The sequence below is a fragment of the Corynebacterium sp. HMSC066C02 genome, assembly GCF_001814945.1.
In the GTDB taxonomy this organism is placed as follows: Bacteria; Actinomycetota; Actinomycetes; order Mycobacteriales; family Mycobacteriaceae; genus Corynebacterium; species Corynebacterium aurimucosum.
The window spans coordinates 46,609-67,192 of record NZ_KV818435.1; the positions used below are offsets into that span (position 1 = coordinate 46,609).

A 20,584-nucleotide genomic window follows, 5' to 3' on the forward strand; every position below is an offset into this window, starting at 1 on the left:
AACTAATGGAAAGGCCAAACTTTTCGCTATGACTGAAGCCCTCGTCCCCAGCTACCTCTCCGGCCAGTGGCTCACCCCGGACAACCCCTCACGCGTCGCTGACGTGCACGATGCTTCCACTGGAGAAGTCATCGCTCGAGTCAGCGCCGAAGGCCTCGACATCGCCGGCGCCATCGACTACGCCCGCAGCACCGGGCGCGAAGGCCTCCAGAAGCTCACCTTCCACGAGCGCGCCCTCAAACTCAAGGAGCTGGCGATCTACCTCCAGGATCACCGCGAAGAGCTCTACGAACTGGCCAACAAGGCCGGCGCCAACAAGCGCGATAATTTCGTCGATATCGACGGCGGCATTTCCACCATGTTCACCTTCTCCTCGAAGGGCCGCCGCGAGATGCCTAATTCCACCGTCATGCCGGACGGCGAGGCAGAGGTCTTTTCCAAGGACGGCTCCTTCATCGGCCGCCACATCTACACCTCCATCCCTGGCGTAGCCGTACAGATCAACGCCTTCAACTTCCCCGTCTGGGGCATGCTGGAGAAATTTGCCCCGGCCTTCATCGCGGGCGTGCCCTCGATTGTTAAGCCCGCTACGCCGACCGGCTACATCACCGCGGCTTGTGTTCGCCTCATGATCGATTCCGGGATCCTGCCGGAAGGCAGCCTGCAGCTCATCTCCGGCTCCGCCCGCGACATGTTGGATCACCTGGACTACCGCGATCACGTGGCCTTTACCGGCTCTGCCGATACCGCGAATACCCTGCGCGCACACCACAACGTCATCGAGGGCGGCATCCAGTTCAGCGCGGAGGCTGACTCCCTCAACGCTGCCATTCTGGGTACCGATGTCACCGCGGACTCCCCGGAGTTCGAGGCCTTCGTCAAGGCAGTCTTCGGCGAGATGACCTCGAAGGCGGGTCAGAAGTGTACCGCCATCCGCCGCGCCATCGTCCCGCATGCGCTTGTCGACGCCACCATTGAAGCCCTCAGCGCACGCCTGCGCGACAAGGTCGTCGTGGGCGATCCGCGCGATGCCTCCGCCACCATGGGTCCGTTGGTCTCCGCGGATCAGAAGCAGGACGTCGCGGAGGCCGTCGAGAAGCTCAAGGCCGGCGGCGGCGAGGTAGTCTACGGCGGCGAGGAGGCCGAGGGCGCGTTCTTCAACCCCACTATCCTGCGCTTTGCCGATAATCGCACCCCAGCGGTCCACGACACCGAAGCCTTCGGCCCCGTCGTCTCCTTCCTGGGTTACGACTCCCCCGCCGAGGCCATCGAGCTCGCCGCCCTGGGCTCTGGTTCGCTGGTTGCCTCCGTTATTACGCATGACCCGCAGCTGGCACGCGAGTACGCACTCGGCATTGCTGCCCACCACGGCCGCCTGCATTTCCTTGACCGTGATGATGCGAAGACCTCGACCGGCCACGGCTCTCCCCTCCCGCACCTCGTCCACGGCGGACCGGGTCGCGCCGGCGGCGGCGAAGAACTGGGTGGTGTGCGTGGCATCCTGCACTACATGCAGCGCACCGCTATTCAGGGCACCCCGGATCACCTCACCGCCATCACGGGCCAGTGGCACCGCGGCGCGGCCGTGCAGCGCGTGACCCGCGCCGACGTGGAGAATGGCCAGGGCACCCACCCCTTCCGCAAGGACCTGGCTACGCTACAGATCGGTGACCAGTTCGCCTCCGACCTGCGCCACGTCTCCCTCGAGGAAATCCTCGAGTTCGCGGAGAAGACCGGCGATACCTTCTACGCCCACACTGACGAGGAGGCCGCAACGGCCAATCCCTTCTTCCCGCGCCGCGTCGCACACGGTTACCTGCTGGTCTCCTGGGCTGCGGGCCTCTTCGTGGAGCCTGCGCCGGGCCCGGTCCTGGCCAACTATGGCCTGGAGAACCTGCGCTTCATTACGCCGGTCACCTATGACGATTCCATCCGCGTGGAACTGACCGCCAAACGCATCACCCCGCGCGTGACCGATGACTACGGCGAGGTCTGCTGGGATGCCGTGCTCTACAACCAGGAGGATGAGATTGTGGCGACCTACGATGTGTTGACCCTCGTGGAGAAGGTGAACACGACCTACGCCGAGGGCACAGCCTCGGCGTAAAGATGATAATGTGCGAGCCAAGTCACACAATCGAGTCCGGTTTCTTTTATCATTACTGTCATGAAAGAAACTAACTTGGTCACTGGCTCCGTCATCATCGTCGGCAGCGGCCTCGCCGGCATGGTCGCCGGCTATGAGGCCCTCAAGGGCGGAAAGCACGTCATCTTCCTCGAACAAGAAAACCGCAATAACCTAGGCGGCCAGGCCTTCTGGTCCCTCGGCGGGCTGTTTTATGTCGACTCCCCCGAGCAGAAGATGATGCGGGTCAAGGACTCCGAAGAATTGGCCTGGCGCGACTGGGCCAACTCTGCCGACTATGACCCAGTGACCGAGGATGACCGGCACGATTTTTGGGGCGCGAAATGGGGCCGCGAATACGTACGCTTTGCCGCTAATGAGAAACGCACGTACCTCAAAGGGCTAGGCCTCAACGTCCTACCCACCATCGGCTGGGCCGAGCGCGGTTCGGGCGATGCCTCCGGCCACGGCAACTCCGTCCCGCGTTTCCACCTCACCTGGGGCACGGGCCCGGAGGTCGTGCGCGTCTTCCGCGAGCCGCTCCTTAAAGCAGAAGAACAAGGCCAGGTCGAATTCCATTTCCGCCACCGCGTGGACGAGCTCGTCGTCGAAAACGACGACGCTGGCAGCCCGCGCGTCGTCGGCGTGCGCGGCAGCGTCCTCTCCCCCACCAGCCAGCCACGCGGTGAGGCGAGCTCGAGAGAAGTGGTCAAGCACTTCGAGCTGCGCGGCTCTGCTGTCGTCATCGCCACCGGCGGCATCGGCGGCAACCTGGACAAGGTCCGCCGCATGTGGCCGACGCAGCGCTGGGGCGAATGCCCGGAGGAACTGGTCACGGGCGTTCCCGCGCATGTCGACGGCCGTGGCATAGACATCGCCCAGCAGGCGGGCGCCTCGGTGGTCAACACGGACCGCATGTGGGCCTACACCGAGGGCATGACCAACTGGAATTCCATCTGGCCCGGCCACGGCATCCGTATTATCCCCGGACCGTCAGCACTATGGCTCGACGCCGAAGGCAACCGCCTGCCCACCAACCTTTTCCCCGGCACCGATAACCTTGCGGCCTTGGCCCACATTGGCCAGACCGGGCACGGTTACTCCTGGTTCGTGCTCAACCAGGCCATCGTGGACAAGGAGTTCATCTTCTCCGGCTCGGAGCAGAACCCAGACCTGACGGACAAGGAGTTCAAGAAGCTCGCCGGCAAACTAGGTCCTGGCACACACGTGGCAGTCAAAGCCTTCATGGACAACGGAATCGACTGGGTCGTGGAAGACAACCTGGAGGATCTTGTCGCCGGAATGAACCGCATTGCACCAGAGGGTTCCCCCACCATTGATGTAACCCAACTTAGAAAAGTCCTGGAAGATCGTGATTCCCAGCTGGATAATCCCTTCAGCAAAGACGCCCAGGTCAACTACCTCCGCGTTGCCCGCGGCTTCCTGGGCGACAAGCTTATCCGCGTTGCTCCCCCACACCGCATCCTGGATGAAACCAAGGGCCCACTCATCGCGGTGCGCCTGAAGTTCCTCACCCGCAAGACCCTGGGCGGGCTGGAGACCAACCTGGATGGCCAGTGCCTCAACCCCGATGGCTCAGTCCTCCCCGGTCTTTACGCCTGCGGCGAGGCCTCCGGATTCGGCGGTGGCGGCATGCACGGCAAAAATGCGCTGGAAGGCACCTTCCTGGGCGGTTGCATCCATTCTGGCAAGCGCGTGGGCGAAGCTTTGGCGCGCGAATAGCACGGTTTTCTAATACTGTCGGGCACTATGAACCTCGCCAGGAACGTCCGCATCGACGTGGAGAATCCCTTCTTCACCACGTCCCGCTTCGTCGCCGCCCCCGCCGAACTCACCGTGGGCGAAATGATGATCATCGTCCACGCCGCGCTCGGCCTCGAGCCCTCCCATCCGGGCATCCTCGTGGGTGAAGAAGGCACACCGATCGACGTCCTCACCATCATTGACCAGGACTTTTTCGAAACATTCCGGGAAGTAGCGCACTACCACCCCTCAGACGGCGCATGGAATATCAGCATCAGCGTGGCGGACACCTCACGCGTGGTCATGGGGCTGCCAGCCCTCATCGCCGGTGAAGGCCCCGATCTCATGAGTGAGCTGGGCAGCGCCGAGGCGATGTTCAAGGTGGGCCTCGATGTCCAGGCGACCATGGCCTACATGGCCGTACCCACGGACAGCATGGAGCGCATCTTCGCGCTCTTCCCCAACTACACACTGGACCAAATCCATCAGCGCCTCACCACGTTCTTCCCGCCGGCCGTGGCGCAGCGCCTGGCCACCATGGGCACGGAGGCCGCCAATCTGGAAGGCGGCACCAAGCCCGCGCTGCCTGGGGATCTCCCCCTCGATCCTTTCCGCTCCACTCCTTTCGAAGACATCCCGGTGCCGTCCTCGGAGATGCTGGAGGAATGGCGCGCGGAAATCCACGAGGCCTACCCGGAGCTGCGCCCCGACTACGAGCTGCCGGCGCTTGATGACGCCATCGCCGCCCACGTGGGCCAGCGGGTGCGCGAATACCTCGAGGTCATCGAAGAATTTCCGCGCCTCACCGGGGCCGGCTACCTGAAGCAGGCGGCCGTCGCCCGCCTCAAGGAGGGCCTCAACAGCCCCAATGATTTTGATGATGTCAAGCGCGAGGACTACCACCAACCGCTGCTGAACTTGCGGGGATTCCTCACGGACCTGGATTGGCTCAAGACCACAACGACGCAGATCAAGCTCACCAAATATGGCCGCAAGGCGATGAGCGATCCGCTCTGGGCCACGCAGGTCATCATGCACAACATCCCTTATGCCTACGCCGAGCCGGAGGGGATTCCTCAGCTCTCCTTTGAACTAGTCCATTTATTCCGGGGGGAGTGGGAGTTCAACCCGGAATACGACTACACACACGCCATCACCCGCGATCTGTTATTCACGCTCGGCGTCATCGAGGATGACTCCACGTTCCCTGACATCACCGATGGGTGCGAGGGCTTCCTCGGCGAGATCATCGCCAAGGTGCGCCAGGAGCTGAACCAAGAGCTGGATTAGCCCTGGTTCAGCCCCCTCCAGGCCGCATGCCGCTGCCTACAACTACCGCGAACAACTCACAACAACCTCGAAACAACTGCAAACAACCAGCAACAACCTGTCTGACCTGCTTTTTCACAACAAAGGGGAGCTCTAAACTAGACACAGTTGTTGGCAAAGTTGTTTCAGAGTTGTTTTTCACGACACTCAAGCCTCAGAAAAACAACTTCCTGGGAAATGGATATCGAAGAGAGGTGAACCAGGCAAGGGATTTTTTGAAAATTCACGCTCGAGGGAATGCGCACGTCCATGTTTGGGACTCAAAGAAGGAGCGCCAACCGCATACAACCAGCAATTTTGAAAGAAGGAATGAGTATGAATTCCACCTGCAGAATTGGACGTACCGTCATTTGCGCCTTAAACCCTAAAAGTCGCGCCGCCCCGAAAATTACATATGGCTACTTAATAGAAGATAGCTTTTACTAATGGCATGGACCGTGACACGCGCAAGGCCGCGGTCATGGATTTAGCCGATGAGCTGGGGAATTTAGTCGCGGCCTCCCCCGCCCTGGAGGAACAGCTCGGCGTGGGCCTTCCCCGCTTAGTCCGCACCATCATCGGGTTGGACGAATCCGCGGCGCGTTCCGCGTTTGCGGACATGATGGACGGCGCACGCCTGAACTCGGTGCAGCTGGTCTTCATGAACCAGATCATCGGCGGGTTAGTCCACAACGGAATCGTCACTGTCGCGGAGCTCTTTGAGAGCACCTTACGACAACTATAGTTCCCCCTTCGACGCCTTTGACGGCAACGTGGCCACCATCCATGGCATCAAGGAGCGCCTAGAGCGCGCATTGAACACAGCGTGAATGAGGTGCCCCTAAGGCCGTTCCTGAGGCACCTCAGAGGCGGTGCCGGAGTAACCGCAGGAACGGCGCTTTCTTGGGGCGAGTTACTTCACAACGAGGTTGACCATGCGGCCCGGAACGTAAATCTCCTTGACCACGTTCTTACCCGCGGTCAGCTCGGCGATGCGCTCATCGCTCTTTGCCACGCCCACGACGGTGGCTTGGTCGGCGTCGGCAGGCACCATGACGCGGGCCTTGACCTTGCCGTTGATCTGCACCGGAACCTCAATCTCGTCGTCGACGAGGTACTTTTCTTCGAACTCCGGGAAGGCCTCATAGGTGATGGTCTCCTCATGGCCGAAGCGCTTCCACAGCTCCTCCGCGATGTGCGGGGCAACGGGGGAGACCAGCTGGACCAAAGGCTCCACCGCCGCGCGCGGCGCGCCCTTCGGATAGGCCTTGGTCAGGTAGTTCACGTACTCAATGAGCTTGGCCACCACGGTGTTCAGGCGCAGGTTCTCATAGTCATCGCGCACACCGGCGATGGTGCGGTTGAGGTGCTTCAAGTCATCCTCGGAAAGCTCTGCGTCCGTCGTGCACAGCTCGCCAGAGTTCTCGTCGACGGCTAGGCGCCACAGGCGCTGCAGGAAACGCTGCGCACCGACGACGTCCTTGGTGGCCCACGGGCGGGAGGTATCCAGCGGGCCCATCGACATCTCGTAGACACGCAGGGTATCGGCACCATAGTCGCGGCAAATATCATCCGGGGCCACGGAGTTCTTCAGGGACTTGCCCATCTTGCCGTACTCCTGGTTGACCTTTTCATCCCCGTAGTAGAACGCGCCATCGCGTTCTACTACCTCCGCGGCCGGGACGTAGACGCCGCGGGAATCGGTATACGCATAGGCCTGGATGTAGCCCTGGTTGTACAGGCGGCGGTAGGGCTCCTTGGAGCTCACGTAGCCCAGATCGAAGAGGACCTTGTGCCAGAAGCGGGCGTAGAGCAGGTGCAGCACGGCGTGTTCAACGCCACCGACGTAGAGGTCAACGCCACCCGGGTCGTTAGCGCCGTGCTCTTCTGGGCGCGGGCCCGTCCAGTAGCGCTCGTTTTCCAAGTCGCAGAAGATCTCGTCATTCGTCGGATCGATGTAGCGCAGCTGATACCAGGAAGAACCTGCCCACTGCGGCATGACGTTGGTATCGCGGTAGTAGGTCTGCGGGCCATCCCCAAGACCCAGGTCCAGCTCCACCTCGACCCACTCGCGAGCCTTGGCCAGCGGCGGCTGCGGGGAGGAATCAGCATCATCCGGGTCGAAGGAGACCGGCTTGTAGTCTTCTACCTCCGGCAGCTCGATAGGCAGCATCGACTCCGGCAGCGGGTAGGCCTGGCCGGCCTCGTCATAGACGATGGGGAAGGGCTCGCCCCAGTAGCGCTGGCGGGCAAACAGCCAATCACGCAGCTTGTACTGGATCTTCTCGTGGCCCACTCCTTGTTCCTCTAGCCACGGGATGATGGCGGCGATGGCCTCATCCCTGGGCATGCCGTTGATGTCCAGGGAATCGTTGGCGGAGTTTACGGCCTTGCCGGACTCCGTGTAGGCCTCCTTGGTGATGTCGCCGCCAGCGACTACCTCAGTAATCGGCAGGCCAAAGACGGTAGCAAACTCGTAGTCACGGGTATCGTGCGCTGGGACCGCCATGATGGCACCGGTGCCATAGCCGGTCAGAACGTAGTCCGCGATGAAGATCGGGACCTGCTTGCCGTTGACCGGGTTGGTGGCATAGGTACCCAGGAAGACACCCGTCTTTTCCTTGTTCTCCTGGCGCTCCAGGTCGGACTTCGCGGCAATGGAGGCGCGGTAGGCCTCTACGGCCTCCTTCGGATCATCGTGGCCGAAGGTCCAGCGCTCATCCACATCATCCTCGTAGGGGATGGGGGAGAGGAGGGCGTCGACAAGCTCGTGCTCCGGAGCCAGCACCACGTACTCCGCGCCGAAGAGAGTATCCGGGCGGGTGGTGAAGACGTCGATGTTGTAGCCCTCGGCGTGGAAGCTGACCTCCGCACCACGGGAGCGGCCAATCCAGTTGCGCTGCATGGACTTGACCTTCTCCGGCCAGTCCAGAAGCTCCAGGTCATCGAGAAGACGGTCGGAGTAGGCAGTAATGCGCATCATCCACTGCGACAAGTTCTTGCGGAAAACCGGGAAGTTACCGCGCTCAGACTTGCCCTCTGCGGTGACCTCCTCATTGGCCAGCACCGTGCCCAGGCCCGGGCACCAGTTCACGGTGGAGTTGGACAGGTAGACCAGGCGGAACTCATCGAGTGCCTTGCGCTGCTCTTCCTTACTCAGATCTGCGTAGTAGCGGCCGTCCTTGGTAGTGCGCTTGCCCACCTCAAGCTCCTTGATGAGCTCAGAAATCGGGCGCGCCTTCTGCTGCTCCTCATCGAACCAGGAGTTATAAATCTGCAGGAAGATCCACTGCGTCCACTTATAAAACTCCGGGTCAGTCGAGGCCACCGAGCGGCGTGGATCATGACCTAGGCCGAGAAGACCCAGCTGGCGGCGCATATTCTTGATATTCGCCTCCGTCGTGGTGCGCGGGTGCGTACCCGTCTGGATGGCGTACTGTTCTGCCGGCAGACCAAAGGCGTCATAGCCCAGCGTGTGCAGGACGTTCTTACCCAGCATGCGTTGATAACGCGCGTAGGTATCCGTAGCGATATAGCCCAGTGGGTGGCCCACGTGAAGGCCCGCGCCGGAAGGGTAGGGGAACATGTCCTGGATGTTCATCTTCTCCGCTGGAAGTTCCTTACCCTCCTCCGCGAGCGGCCCAACTGGGTTCGGCGCATTAAAGGTGCCGTTATCCTTCCAGTACTGCTGCCAGGCACTTTCAATTTGCGCGGCGAGCTCCGGCGTGTAGCGGTGGGTGGTGTTATCGCTCGGGTTAGTCATGGTTAGACAGTGTAGTCACCGAACGGACATCTCCCCAGTTAGACCCAGGCAAGCCGCATTCTGCTCCGCAGTGCGGCGACGCGACTGTCGACGCCCCCTTGTTCTCCTTAGGCGGGGCCATTACAATCAACATTGTTCTACTGTTCTACATTTGGCGAACAGACAATCAGGAAAGGCGGTTGGAGCGATGACCAACATCTCTTTGCGCGAACTCAACCAGCGTTCTGGCCACATAGTGCGCGAAGTCGCCGCTACAGGTCAAAGCGTGATCATCACTGACCGCAATCGGCCCATTGCTCGCGTAGTACCCATTTCGTCTCTAGATAGCCCCGTGGAGCAGCTAGTAGCTGCCGGAATCTTGAGCCACAACCCGAAGCCTTACTCACAGCCAAGCAACACAGACTATCTGCCTTCCAAGACAGACGTTGTATCACTACTAGATAGGGAAGACCGCTTGTGATGATCTACGTCGATACTTCGGCACTAGCGAAGTTGGCCTTACCCGAGCGCGAAAGCTACGAAGTCGCTGCACTCCTTGAAGGCCAACAACTGTTTTCTTCTGCACTCATTGACATCGAGTTATCCAAAGTGTGGCAGCGCAGTGGCCTCACCGGCACCGGTTACCGGGAGTTCACGGAGGGGGTCTCCAAGGTTGGCATCAACGATGAGGTCATTCGCCGAGCATGCTCTCTGACCGGAGTTCGCTCCCTAGATGCTATCCACCTTGCGAGCGCCTGCCTCCTCCGTGACGCTGGCCTCGCGCTAGCCTTTTTCACCTATGACAAGCAGCTCCACGCTGCTGCCCGGTCTCAAGGATTTACCGTCCTTCCCTCAGCCAGTGACGGCCACCAATGACGGTCGTAGAGGTTTCTCTAGACCTTCTTGACCACAGCAGGTTTGAGCTTCATCGCGCCAAATCCATCAATCTTGCAGTCAATGTTGTGATCTTCCTGGCCGGTGCCGGCGTCGAAGTTCAAGCGGATGCCGCGCACCTTCGTGCCGGCCTTGAGCGGCTGCTGCGCGCCCTTGACCTTAAGGGTTTCGGTGATGGTGACCGTATCGCCGTCGGCAAGCGCATTGCCCACGGAGTCGACGATGGTCGGCTCGGTTCCTTCCGTGGCCGTGGTATCGGCAGCGTCGGTGGAGAACTCGTGCGCGCATTCGGGGCAGACAATCAGCGGCGGCATCTCGTAGGTGTACTCGGAGGAGCACTCGGGGCAAGGTGGCAGAGTTGTTCCTGCAGTATCAGTCATAAGGAACAGACTATCCCGCGTAGCGCAAAAAGATGATCCTTCTCTCATTCCATTGATGGATACCCCGGTGGGGTATAAGATTGAGTCAACACAATCGGACCCATTCGGAAGACTTATGAAACGCCTCATTTCTCTTGCGGCTGTGTGCGCCGCAGCCATCACCTTGTCCGCCTGCTCCACGGAGAGCCCCGTCCCGAGCGAAGCCTCGAAGAGCGCCGCTTCCAGCACCGACATCCAGCAGGTACCCGCCGAGGAGATCCTCGCCGAGTTCGATCTCGAAGGGTTGGATGGCCCGGAGATCATCGACAAGCTGGACCGCATGCCCAAGGAGGAGCGTCCTAGCGATCTGCACGCCTCCGTATTGCCGAACGAGCTGGTCCTCACCGCCGAGCAGGGTCAAGCATCCCTGCCCTTGCCGGAGGACAAGTTCTACGTCTCCATCGCGCCGTACATGACCCAGACCCATGACTGCTTCAACCACTCACTAACCACCTGCACTGGTGAGCTCGGCAAGGAAGACATCCACGTCACCATCACCGATGACGCCGGAAACGAGCTGGTCAACGAGGACACGACGACGTTCGACAACGGCTTCATTGGCTACTGGCTGCCGGCCGACAAGAAGGGCACCATCACCATCGAACAGGACGGCAAGACCGGCGAGGTTCCCCTGGATACCTCTGACGAAGGCGGTACCTGCGTGACCACGCTGCAGATGGCATAATCTGCCCATTCACTCACCACGGTGAATCCCACGTTCTGGGGGTTCACCGTTTGTCCTTTTATGGTGTCCACGCAGTGCTTGCCGACGTCAACGGTGTTCTGGGCAAGTCCCCATACGGCCACTCCCTGAAGAACATCTCCGAGCAGGCAATTGACCACAACAAGTCCGCCGGCGTCGTCAACTCTGTTCCTTTTAGCCACGCCACCCCGTCGGCGCCGGCTTCTTGGGCGCAGGCGTCGTGGCTGCCCTACTCGGCGCCATCGCCGCATTCCTGCAGTCTGTCAGCGTGGTCAAGGTTGACTTCTCCGCTCTGCAGAAGATGTTCCGCTAAACACTACAGCACTATGCACTAAAGGATGCGCTGAGCATTCAGCCCCCACGTAGGCCCTCCGCTTCGGAAGCGGAGGGCCTACTGCGCTTACTGGGAGGACTCCTCTAGGCAGTCATACAGAAAGTCCATCAAAGCTGTGGCATCGTCGGCCCGGAAAAGTTCATCAAGTGCAAGGTTGAACTCCAGCTGCCTCGCGTGAGGGATATTCAATGCGCTGTATCCATGACTCAGCAAGAGACCGGACGCCACTAGCCTGGCGGTCCGCTTATTTCCATCGAAATAGAACTGGCTACGCGTGGCTGAGCAGAAATAGGCCAACGCTTGCTCGACTGGGTTGTCAAGCCCTTGGAGGGAAACCAGCAAATCGGCATGGGCTTCACCCAATTCATCAGCAGGGTCGAAAGGGATGAACCCGCCATCCATGAGCCGCACTCCACCGCCGTCCCCCTCTGCGTCGCCTTCACCACGGAAAAGTCCGGCATCGAGCAACGTGCGGACTTCCGGGAGGGTAAACGTGTTTCCTTCCAGCGCGGCAGCGTTCCACACCAAGTCAGGAAGTTGCTTGGTGAGTCGAAATAACCCGCGCTTGGTCCCCAACTCCACAATGTGCGGTCGCTCATGGTGCTCCCAGCTCACTCGGCTCGTAGCTCTTCTCATCCCCTATGCCCCTCCCGCATGGTTTTCAGCGCACACATCAATAGCAAGCTGATGCGGTGACACGTAGTGTATTCCTAACTCTTTTCTTGCGCCCGTTAACTCTTCACCGGCGACGGGCACGAGGGTGATCCCTCCGGATACTGGCTCAGCACTGGCACGAATCCGCGTGGGTAATGAAGGCACGATGTCTGCTGGATTTGTGCACCAAATCAATGTTGATCGAGGTTCTCCTTCACCAGCGATATGCCCCGAGACTTGTTGAGCTGCAAAGGCACCCGACATCGCCCATGGTTGCCCGCTCGCATCAACCGCTGAGGCAAGCGTTATGGGATTCGCTGGTAAAAAATGGAGAGCGTCCTTGCGGCCGTAGGGGTTGGAGGCCCACGCGGCCCGTTCCATGAGAGCCTGGTAGCTGCCACCGACGGCCGCAGCGTCACCCCACTGCATAAAGCGGTCAATCCAGGCTTTAACGTCTGGTTCTTCGCTGCTGAGCTCCCCCAGGAGAACTCGGGCGGCTGTCGCGGCGGCGGCGTCGCTCATGTGGTGTACCTGTACGGAAACCTCGTATCCGAGCACGCGCATTACCTTCTCCAACCCGGCCAAGCTTGGTTGAGCTGCCCCACGCAACCACAGATTGAGCGTATTTCGCGACACTCCCGAGCGCCGCGAGATTTCGCTCAGGCTCAGCGGGCTTTTCTTGAGGAGTTGTACTGGGTCCATGGCCCTACTATAGCCAACTGTCCTATCAATAGGACACCTGTCCTACGGATAGGACAGTCAGGCCGCCTACCAGCGACATGGCAACACCACCCCGCCGTGTCCTATGATGAAGCAAATGAGCGCGGAGATTTATTCACTTCCCACAACGCCGTTGGTCACCACTGACCTCACCGAACAGGGTCCCCGGATTTCACTGCGCCGGGGGAGCAACATTCTCATGCTGGAGCTGCCGGCTACCTATCCTGAGGCAGATCTGTCTGATCCTCGGTGGGTGGTCAAGTCTCACTTCATCGATCGCCCCCATTCGGTGCGCGAATTCGCCACCGAAGAACCGCTGGAAGTCGGCATCCCTGGGCCTTTTACCCGCATCGAGGTAACCCTGCGCGATGGCGATGAGGACCTCATCGAGACCGTCACCTTCACCGGCATCACCGATGAGGCGCCGTTCATCGTCTATGACCGCACCACCCTCATCGCGCCGCAGGGCACGCTCGAGAACGCTGAGCCACTCGGCATCTGGGCCGGCTGGGAAGTGGGACCGCTACCGGATCAGGTGAGGGTACCGCAGAGGGAACCGGTGGACGTCGCCAAGCACGGCGATTTCGAGTGGGACTTCGACGTCGCCACCCTGCCCAACGCCCGAGGCCTCGACAACGAGCCCGTGTTCACCAAGTCGCCGCGCGTGCACCTCATTGCGGAAGGGGAGTGGCGCATCGATCTCACTTACGCGCCTCTCGGCGGCGAGCAGGAGGAGATTTCGGAGCAGACTTTCGACGCAGGCATCGCTGAGCCTTTCCCGGGTGACCTCTACGAAGACCCGTGGGTGGGGCGCTACAAGGTGTCGCTGTGGCACGACGAGCAGCTTGTCGACGTCCGCTTCATCTCCCTCGCCGAGGGCCTCCACATGCGCGCCACCAACGACGGTCCGCGCGGCATGGATTTCCGCATCATCGATGCCCTCGGCGCGCACTCAGCCTTCAGCTACACGCTGGCCTCCCCGCCAAAGAAGCCCATCGCACTGGAAAAAGGCCTGCGCACCTTCGAGGACACCGAGGTCTCTCGCCGCGAGGTCGTAGCCAGTGAGGCCGGCTATGAGCTGGAATTCGATGTTTGGCCCGAGGCCTTGTTTAGCCGCGTCAAGCGCATCGGCTTGGAACCCACTGAGCACTCCGATAAGCCAGTAATTTTCGCTGGCCAGCTCGATCAGGACGATATGTTCACCGTCCACTCGCCGCGCCCGCTGCCGCTGGCGAAGTTCGTCACCATCGACGGCCGCCAGAAAATCAAGGAGCTGGCGCGCACCTCGAAGACCACGCAGGCGGTCACCAGCCTCGCCGTCCCCAACGCCGCGCTGGCCAACGCCGTGCGCAAACAGCCAACGGCAGAGCTCTTCCTCATGTGGTCCACACTGTCCTACGAGGATTACCTGGACTCCCTCCCGGCTCAGGAGCGCGAGGCTCACCAGGCCCGCAGCTTGGAGCGGCGCATTGTCGAGTACGAAGCATCCGCATCCACCAGCCTGATTTACGCGGCGCTGGCAACCATCCGCAAGTCCCCCTTCGTCAGCCGTGGTCTGCTCAATGGCGATGAAATCATCATTGAACAGAACGCAGAACCGCAGGCAGATTTAGTGGGCTGGGCCTGGCCATTGGCCGAGCCCACCGTGGCACCTACCCAACTCACTCCCACTGAAGAGGGGTTTGAACTGCCCGCGGAGCTTGCTGAGCATGGCTCGCTGCTTGTCGACGTCCGCGAGCTTCGCGCCTCCTCCAACCTCGCCGCCCCTGCACGCCCCTCCAGCGCCTCCATTGTGATCACACCGGAAGGCTCACCGGCGGCGCTCGCCTCGAAGGACTGGACCCCGGAGCAGCTCTGGGACACCTTCCGCGCGCTCCACGTGCTCTCCCAGCGCAGCCCCAACCCGAAACTGCAGGCGATGTTCGACAGCACCATCGACCGCCTGCGCGCCCAACCGGAAGCCGCGGTCCACGCCCTGGCGCGCACCGGCGTCAGCGTGAACCAACAAGCCCGCTCGCTTGCGCGCACGCGCTTGTTCCACTCGCCACTGGAGGCCGCCGCCGAGTCCGGCGTCGATAGCTACCTGGATCTCCTCCTCGATCCCTCCGCCAGCGAGAACCCCGAGCTCACCGCCTTGCGCGAGTCCGGCGCAGATGGTCTGACCCGCCCGATGCTGCTCAATGCCGCGACCATTCACAGTCCCACACCGCCCGTCCATGATCTGATGGGGGAGGCCAGCCGCGTCGCCGCGCTGCGCGAGTGCTTTGCCAACAACGGCGCCCTCGATGCGCTGGGCACCATCGAGCACCTGCGCAAGGACGCCACGGCACTGGCCTCGCTGGTGCAAAACGCGGGCGTTGACATGTCCGTCAACCACACCCTCATCGCGTTGGGCGCCTTTGCCAGCGGAAACACCGCCGACGAGCTCAATGCAGCGGCCTGGATGCCCTATATTTCCTATGCCTTCGCCCTAGCCTCCCGCGCTGCGGCGAATGACATCATCATGGAAAGCCCCCTGCTCAAGGAGGACATGCCCATGCTTGCCGACGTCCTCCCCCTCGCCCCCCGCCTCTTCTTCTACGACCTCGTGACTGCGGAGGCGCTCTTCCACGATCGCGACCTGTAAGCCCGTGAGGTGTGCCACAATAGGTGAGCATGAAGGTTATCTCCACGAACGTCGCTGTCCGCCGCCCCGAGCCGCACGGGCGGCACGAGTACACGGGCATCGATAAGCAGCCACGCCCCCTCCTGGATCTGGAAATACCCGGGCCCAACTACGGTGACGGCTCTGGCGTGGTGGGGGATTCCATCGGTGACCACGCCCACCACGGCGGCGCTGAGAAGGCCGTGTATGCGGTGGCCCGTGAGGAGCTCGATTACTGGGAGGGCACGCTCAACCGCGTGCTGCGTGATGGCTACTTCGGGGAGAACCTCACCACAGAAGGGATTTCCTGGCCGAATATGCTGATCAACCAGCGAATTCAGGTGGGGGAGTGCGTGCTCGAAGTGTCTATCCCGCGCACGCCCTGCGCCACTTTCTCCGGTTGGATGGACGAGCCGGGCTGGCTCAAATCCTTCACGGAGCGCGGCGATTGTGGCTCCTACCTGCGCATCATCGAGCCTGGCCGCATCAAACCTGGCGATGAGATTACACTTATCGGCCGCCCCGACCACGACATCACCATGGGCATGGCCTTCGCAGCCAAGATGGGGGACAAGGAGCTAGCCCGGCGCGTCGTGGACGCCGGCTGCCTCGCCCCAGTCCACCACGAGCAGCTGGTTAAGCGCCTGCAGCCCCGCGACTAACTGCATTCCTTCTCCTCCACCTCCAACACTGCGCGGTGCAGCTATAGCCGCCATAGCTAACATTGAGCGCTTCAATGACAACAATTCTCATTGAGGTTGTCATTGATGTTCTCATTGCGCAGTTGACTTAGGCGACGGGCTTCGGCGTTTCCAGCCTCCACTGCATTTCCCCAGACCTGAAACCCGCAACCTGCAGGTCGGCGTCGCCAAGCGCTTGGCGACGCCCCACCACCCACCAGGAGGTTTCGGGATCGAGGTCTGGGGTTTTGGCCGAGGTCAGCGCGGCCGGTCAGATGGGATTGTCATTGGCATTCTCATTGAGGCTACATTTCAGCCTTAAAGCCCGCATGTTTAAGAGTTATCCAACCACTCATTTGCTGTTTGACGACTGGATAGCCTCTACATGCCTCACTACGTTACCGAGAACTGGATCCCCGACGCAGAGCTCGGTGCGACGCCGTCTCGAAGCGAAAAAGCGGCGCTCGGAACTCAAGTCCACGCGACGGCGGCCCCAAATTCCCTAGTTCGAACCATCCGCGTGCATATCCTCACGCTGACGGACCTGGTTCGGGTAACCGCTACGCTGAGACAGCTTGGACCGGTTGAATCCGCTCGATTTCCGAGAGGATCTTGTCTTCCGCCACGTCCAAGTCATATTGAGCCTGTAACCCGAGTCAGAACTGGGGGCTCATTCCGAAGAACTTAGCCAAGCGAAGAGCAGTGTCCGCGGTTACAGCCCGCTTTCCGTGGACAATCTCGTTGATCCGGCGGGGCGGAACGCCAATGGAGACGGCGAGCTTGTGCTGGGTGATCCCATTTCCTTGAGAAAGTCCTCCATGAGGATCTCACCGGGGTGAACCGGAGGGAGCTTGTCAGTGGTAGTCAACGATCTCAACCTCCTCTGGCCCCGCGGCGGACCACCGAAAACAGATCCGCCACTGGTCGTTGATTCAAATGCTGAACTGACCCCGCCGATCACGTCGCTCCCGCGTTGGGTGGCAGCCAAACCACAAAGGATCAGTCATCTGCTATCCCATCGACTAATTCCTGCAGGTCGCAGGACCTTCGCGTAACCGTCAGTTCAGTGCATTTTGAATAGTTAAGCACACGTTGTATTGTTCAGCACATGCTGACTATTGCTTCGCGCCTCGACGTCATGAACCGGCTCGGCCGGGCCATGGCTGATCCGACGCGTTCCCGAATCCTGATGACCCTACTCGACGGTCCGGGCTACCCGGCCGAGATTTCGCAAAGCTTGGATCTGACCCGCTCGAACGTCTCGAACCACCTGTCCTGCCTACGCGATTGCGGCATCGTCGTCGCTGAGCCGGAGGGCCGTAAGACCCGCTACGAAATTGCCGATCCGCACCTCGCGGCGGCGCTCGAAGCGCTGGTCAACGCGACACTGGCCGTCGACGAGAATGCCCCCTGCATCGACACTGAGTGCTCGGTGCCCGGCTGCGGCGAGAAAGGAACGGACGCATGAGTTCAGCATGTGGATGCGAACACGAACCCGCCACGGAGATCGAAGAGCTCGATCGGCCATGGTGGAAAGACCCCGAGCTACTGCTACCGATCTTCTCCGGTGTAGCCCTCATTACAGGACTGGCGCTGGACTGGTCCGACTTGGAGACGCCCGCAACGGTACTGTATTGGCTTGGCCTGCTGCTGGGCGCTTATACGTTCGCACCTGGAGCGATCCGGAACCTTGTCACGAAGCGCAAGCTCGGCATTGGCTTGCTTATGACGATCAGCGCGGTCGGCGCGGTGATCCTTGGTTTCGTCGGAGAGGCCGCGGCGCTGGCGTTCCTGTACTCGATCGCCGAGGCGCTTGAAGACAAGGCGATGGACCGGGCCCAAGGCGGACTGCGGGCACTGTTGAAGCTGGTACCGCAAACCGCGACCGTGCTGCGCGACGGTACGACGGCCGAGGTCGCTGCGAAGGACCTTGAGGCTGGCGAGCTGATGCTCGTGCGCCCCGGGGAGCGGATCGCCACGGACGGCATCATTCGGTCCGGACGCTCCAGCCTTGACACCTCAGCGATCACCGGAGAATCCATTCCGGAGGAGGTCGCACCCGGCGACGAGGTACCCGCGGGAGCGATCAACTCCGCCGGTGTGCTGGAGGTCGAGACGACCGCAGCTGGAACGGACAACTCGCTGACCACACTCGTCGATCTCGTCGAGAAGGCGCAGGCGGAGAAGGGTGACCGCGCCCGGATCGCCGACCGGATTGCCCGACCCCTAGTGCCCGGGGTGATGATCCTGGCGGTGCTGGTCGGTGTGATTGGCTCGCTGCTGGGCGACCCCGAGACGTGGATCACCCGTGCGCTGGTGGTCCTGGTCGCAGCGTCGCCGTGCGCGCTGGCAATCTCCGTGCCGCTGACGGTCGTGGCCGCGATCGGCGCGGCCAGCCAGTTCGGAGTAGTCATCAAGTCCGGCGCGGCGTTCGAGCGACTCGGCGGCATCCGTCACCTAGCGGTAGACAAGACCGGAACCCTTACTCGCAACCAGCCCGAGGTTACCGGAGTGGTCCCGGCAGACGGATTCGATCGGGCGCAGGTGCTTTCCTTCGCGGCGGCGGTTGAGCAGCAATCGACGCACCCCCTCGCCGCGGCGATCGTGGCAGCGGAGCCCGAAGCGCCCACCGCCTTGGATATCAGCGAGGAAGCCGGTCATGGCATCGGCGGCACCGTCGAAGGCCGACGGGTGCTGGTCGGCAGCCCCCGATGGATCGACGCCGGGCCACTGAAGGCGGACGTTGAGCGTATGGAGTCCGAAGGCCAGACCTGCGTCCTAGTCACCGTCGATGACGCTCTCGCCGGGGCGATCGGGGTGCGCGACGAGTTGCGGCCCGAGGTGCCCGATGCCGTGCAATCCCTGCACGACAACGACGTGGAAGTGAGCATGCTCACCGGCGATAACACTCGCACCGCCCGGGCGCTGGCTGAAATCGCTGGAATCGACGACGTGCGCGCCGAGCTGCGACCGGAGGACAAGGCAAGCATCGTCGCCGAACTCTCCTCCAAGACGCCGACGGCGATGATCGGCGACGGCATCAACGACGCGCCGGCACTGGCGGGCGCAACGGTGGGCATTGCGATGGGAGCAACCGGCTCTGACGCCGCGATCGAGTCCGCTGACGTCGCCTTCACCGGCCACGACCTCCGGCTGATCCCGCAGGCGCTGCAGCACGCCCGCCGAGGCAGCAGGATCATCAACCAAAACATCGTGCTGTCTCTGGCCATCATCATCGTGTTGATGCCACTGGCGATCAGCGGTGTACTGGGCCTGGCCGCCGTCGTGTTGGTACACGAAGTCGCCGAAGTCATCGTGATCTTGAACGGCCTGCGGGCTGCACGAGCGAAACGCTGAGGCTGTGACCGGCAAGTCTTATAAGGGTTGAACCACGCGCCGAGCGCACACACACGTTGGACCAGGCGAGTCATTCGAGTTCACCGCCTGGTCCTTCTCGATGCGTGCAGGCACGGGAACTGTGGGTGAACCTAATAGTTCAACGGCCTGATACCGCTTGCAGATTCTTCACACGAGGTAGCGGAATGGACCGAGGCCGAACGAAAACCGGAGTTAGAGACAGCGCTCTTCAACCTACCCCCAATAACGCGAAACGTCATTAACGCCTCGCGTTACACGTTGAACTTGAACTCGACGGAGTGTCGGCGATAAATAACCATTTTATTCGCAAGTGCGGAAGTAGCAACGAAATACCGCTAAAACGGACAACATGGGGGTGCACAGAAATACATATAGGTTCTGCGGAAAACCTATAGGGATCGTCGCTATAAACCGCTGTGCGTGGAAAACATAAAGGGTTTACGGACCCGGTCCCAGCCCCCTCAATACTCTGAGCCGGGAGAATGGAAAATGGAAGTCGATGTATCCCCACTATTCATTTTTCCGTTCTTCGGAGTACACCGGGAGCTACTCCTTCGGACCAGCTCCGTGTGAACTAGATGAGAAAGCGCAGCAGCGAATCATCGACGCTGGACAGTTGGTACTGCGGGCCCGCGAGCGGCACCCCGAGGGGTCACTCGCGGAGCACTACAACCCGTTAGCGATGGACCAAACTCTGCTCAAGGCTCACGACGAAATGGACCGAGAAGTAAATAAAGCTTTCGGTGTGGCACGCAAACTCACCAACGAGCGCCAGCGCCAGGAGCTACTGTTCGCCAGCTACGGGGAGTTGTCGAGGGGCTAATCTCCTCGCTTCCATCAAAATCGAAACCACCAGCAGGGTCGTTCCCCGTGCGGGTAATTTTGATCGGCCCCGCTGCTGGGTATAGAACCCTGTCGCCGGCAACGCCGGGAACTATGACTGTGCCCGACGAGAACACGTCACTGTCATAACCCGGCTCACGGTAGACCAGCACTGGTCGTCCACTACTACTGGTGGATTTCGGTTTGGGTGGCGGGGAGATTAACGCCGCCGGCCTCGTTTTTTGCGTTGAGGAGGGCGTTGACTACTTCCCGATTGTGAAATTGGCCGATGGTGCGATGGAGAGGAACCAGTCACCTGAAAGAGATCGATCCAGTCGCTGGTGCGCAATCTGGGGGGTAGGGTTGCGGGGTCGATTCCTCGCGAGCGCAACCATGA

The 20,584-nt window shown here is 61.1% G+C and carries 16 protein-coding genes and 4 pseudogenes; 13 read left to right on the forward strand and 7 right to left on the reverse strand.

The features are described 5' to 3' along the window. Positions 1 to 28: 28 nt before the first annotated feature. The 4 genes from paaZ (at position 29) to HMPREF2996_RS00940 (ending at position 5,942) form a co-directional block, all read left to right on the forward strand. Positions 29 to 2,107, forward strand: coding sequence for a phenylacetic acid degradation bifunctional protein PaaZ (paaZ, locus tag HMPREF2996_RS00925; RefSeq protein WP_070716886.1), 2,079 nt, complete (start codon positions 29 to 31; stop codon positions 2,105 to 2,107). 60 nt (positions 2,108 to 2,167) lie between these two features. Beyond that, on the forward strand, positions 2,168 to 3,868 hold the full coding sequence (locus tag HMPREF2996_RS00930; protein ID WP_070729689.1) for an FAD-binding dehydrogenase: 1,701 nt from the start codon (positions 2,168 to 2,170) through the stop codon (positions 3,866 to 3,868). Positions 3,869 to 3,895: 27 nt separating this feature from the next. Further along, positions 3,896 to 5,179, forward strand: a complete 1,284-nt coding sequence (locus HMPREF2996_RS00935) for a hypothetical protein (RefSeq protein ID WP_070716879.1) — start codon at positions 3,896 to 3,898, stop codon at positions 5,177 to 5,179. Positions 5,180 to 5,648: 469 nt separating this feature from the next. Further along, positions 5,649 to 5,942 carry a type I restriction-modification enzyme R subunit C-terminal domain-containing protein gene (locus HMPREF2996_RS00940; RefSeq protein WP_246822961.1) on the forward strand — a complete coding sequence of 98 codons (294 nt, stop codon included), beginning with the start codon at positions 5,649 to 5,651 and terminating at the stop codon, positions 5,940 to 5,942. A 168-nt stretch (positions 5,943 to 6,110) separates the two neighbouring features. Here the strand turns inward: HMPREF2996_RS00940 and leuS are convergent, their stop codons facing one another. Continuing rightward, the gene (gene leuS, locus HMPREF2996_RS00945; RefSeq protein ID WP_070729690.1) at positions 6,111 to 8,960 is read right to left on the reverse strand and encodes a leucine--tRNA ligase; all 2,850 of its coding nucleotides are present in this window, start codon (positions 8,958 to 8,960) and stop codon (positions 6,111 to 6,113) included. A gap of 187 nt (positions 8,961 to 9,147) precedes the next feature. On the opposite strand from leuS, the gene HMPREF2996_RS13090 reads away from it, so the two are divergent. After that, positions 9,148 to 9,420: a type II toxin-antitoxin system Phd/YefM family antitoxin gene (locus tag HMPREF2996_RS13090; protein ID WP_070644789.1), complete on the forward strand. Its 273-nt coding sequence runs from the start codon at positions 9,148 to 9,150 to the stop codon at positions 9,418 to 9,420. Continuing rightward, a complete protein-coding gene (locus tag HMPREF2996_RS00955) occupies positions 9,420 to 9,815 on the forward strand; it encodes a type II toxin-antitoxin system VapC family toxin (protein ID WP_070644791.1) in 396 nt (131 codons plus the stop codon). Before HMPREF2996_RS13090 ends, HMPREF2996_RS00955 begins: the two co-directional genes overlap by 1 nt. A 17-nt stretch (positions 9,816 to 9,832) precedes the next feature. Here HMPREF2996_RS00955 and HMPREF2996_RS00960 read toward each other — a convergent pair whose 3' ends face one another. Beyond that, complete coding sequence (locus HMPREF2996_RS00960; RefSeq protein WP_070644793.1) at positions 9,833 to 10,213, reverse strand: zinc ribbon domain-containing protein YjdM; 381 nt, start codon at positions 10,211 to 10,213, stop codon at positions 9,833 to 9,835. A gap of 115 nt (positions 10,214 to 10,328) precedes the next feature. Between HMPREF2996_RS00960 and HMPREF2996_RS00965 the strand changes: the two genes are divergently transcribed. After that, positions 10,329 to 10,937: a CueP family metal-binding protein gene (locus HMPREF2996_RS00965; protein ID WP_070644795.1), complete on the forward strand. Its 609-nt coding sequence runs from the start codon at positions 10,329 to 10,331 to the stop codon at positions 10,935 to 10,937. 418 nt (positions 10,938 to 11,355) lie between these two features. On the opposite strand, the gene HMPREF2996_RS00970 is transcribed toward HMPREF2996_RS00965, so the two are convergent. Continuing rightward, the gene (locus tag HMPREF2996_RS00970) at positions 11,356 to 11,925 is read right to left on the reverse strand and encodes a Fic family protein (protein ID WP_070644798.1); all 570 of its coding nucleotides are present in this window, start codon (positions 11,923 to 11,925) and stop codon (positions 11,356 to 11,358) included. Positions 11,926 to 11,928: 3 nt separating this feature from the next. Continuing rightward, positions 11,929 to 12,645: a helix-turn-helix domain-containing protein gene (locus HMPREF2996_RS00975; protein WP_070644799.1), complete on the reverse strand. Its 717-nt coding sequence runs from the start codon at positions 12,643 to 12,645 to the stop codon at positions 11,929 to 11,931. Between the two features lie 115 nt (positions 12,646 to 12,760). Here HMPREF2996_RS00975 and HMPREF2996_RS00980 point away from each other — a divergent pair, with 115 nt between their 5' ends. From HMPREF2996_RS00980 to HMPREF2996_RS13095, 3 genes and pseudogenes are all read left to right on the forward strand, one after another. Further along, positions 12,761 to 15,289 carry a hypothetical protein gene (locus HMPREF2996_RS00980; RefSeq protein ID WP_246822962.1) on the forward strand — a complete coding sequence of 843 codons (2,529 nt, stop codon included), beginning with the start codon at positions 12,761 to 12,763 and terminating at the stop codon, positions 15,287 to 15,289. 29 nt (positions 15,290 to 15,318) lie between these two features. Further along, positions 15,319 to 15,969, forward strand: coding sequence for an MOSC domain-containing protein (locus HMPREF2996_RS00985; RefSeq protein WP_070444626.1), 651 nt, complete (start codon positions 15,319 to 15,321; stop codon positions 15,967 to 15,969). 434 nt (positions 15,970 to 16,403) lie between these two features. After that, positions 16,404 to 16,493 (forward strand): annotated as a pseudogene (locus HMPREF2996_RS13095) (aminoacyl-tRNA hydrolase); the annotation flags it as partial. Positions 16,494 to 16,547: 54 nt separating this feature from the next. Here HMPREF2996_RS13095 and HMPREF2996_RS12355 read toward each other — a convergent pair. Together HMPREF2996_RS12355 and HMPREF2996_RS12920 are read right to left on the reverse strand one after the other, a co-directional pair. Further along, a pseudogene (locus HMPREF2996_RS12355) lies at positions 16,548 to 16,807 on the reverse strand (HigA family addiction module antitoxin). A 34-nt stretch (positions 16,808 to 16,841) separates the two neighbouring features. Continuing rightward, positions 16,842 to 16,946, reverse strand: a pseudogene (locus HMPREF2996_RS12920) (type II toxin-antitoxin system RelE/ParE family toxin); the annotation flags it as partial. Between the two features lie 149 nt (positions 16,947 to 17,095). Between HMPREF2996_RS12920 and HMPREF2996_RS00990 the strand changes: the two are divergent. From HMPREF2996_RS00990 to HMPREF2996_RS12865, 3 genes are all read left to right on the forward strand, one after another. Next, on the forward strand, positions 17,096 to 17,455 hold the full coding sequence (locus HMPREF2996_RS00990; protein ID WP_005530797.1) for a Cd(II)/Pb(II)-sensing metalloregulatory transcriptional regulator CmtR: 360 nt from the start codon (positions 17,096 to 17,098) through the stop codon (positions 17,453 to 17,455). Further along, complete coding sequence (locus HMPREF2996_RS00995; protein ID WP_010187976.1) at positions 17,452 to 19,344, forward strand: heavy metal translocating P-type ATPase; 1,893 nt, start codon at positions 17,452 to 17,454, stop codon at positions 19,342 to 19,344. The genes HMPREF2996_RS00990 and HMPREF2996_RS00995 overlap by 4 nt, the downstream gene beginning before the upstream one ends. Positions 19,345 to 19,864: 520 nt before the next feature. After that, entirely contained in the window at positions 19,865 to 20,188 is a 324-nt protein-coding gene (locus HMPREF2996_RS12865) for a type IIL restriction-modification enzyme MmeI (RefSeq protein WP_049189366.1), read from the forward strand. Between the two features lie 219 nt (positions 20,189 to 20,407). Here HMPREF2996_RS12865 and HMPREF2996_RS12370 read toward each other — a convergent pair. After that, a pseudogene (locus HMPREF2996_RS12370) lies at positions 20,408 to 20,584 on the reverse strand (23S ribosomal RNA methyltransferase Erm); the annotation flags it as partial.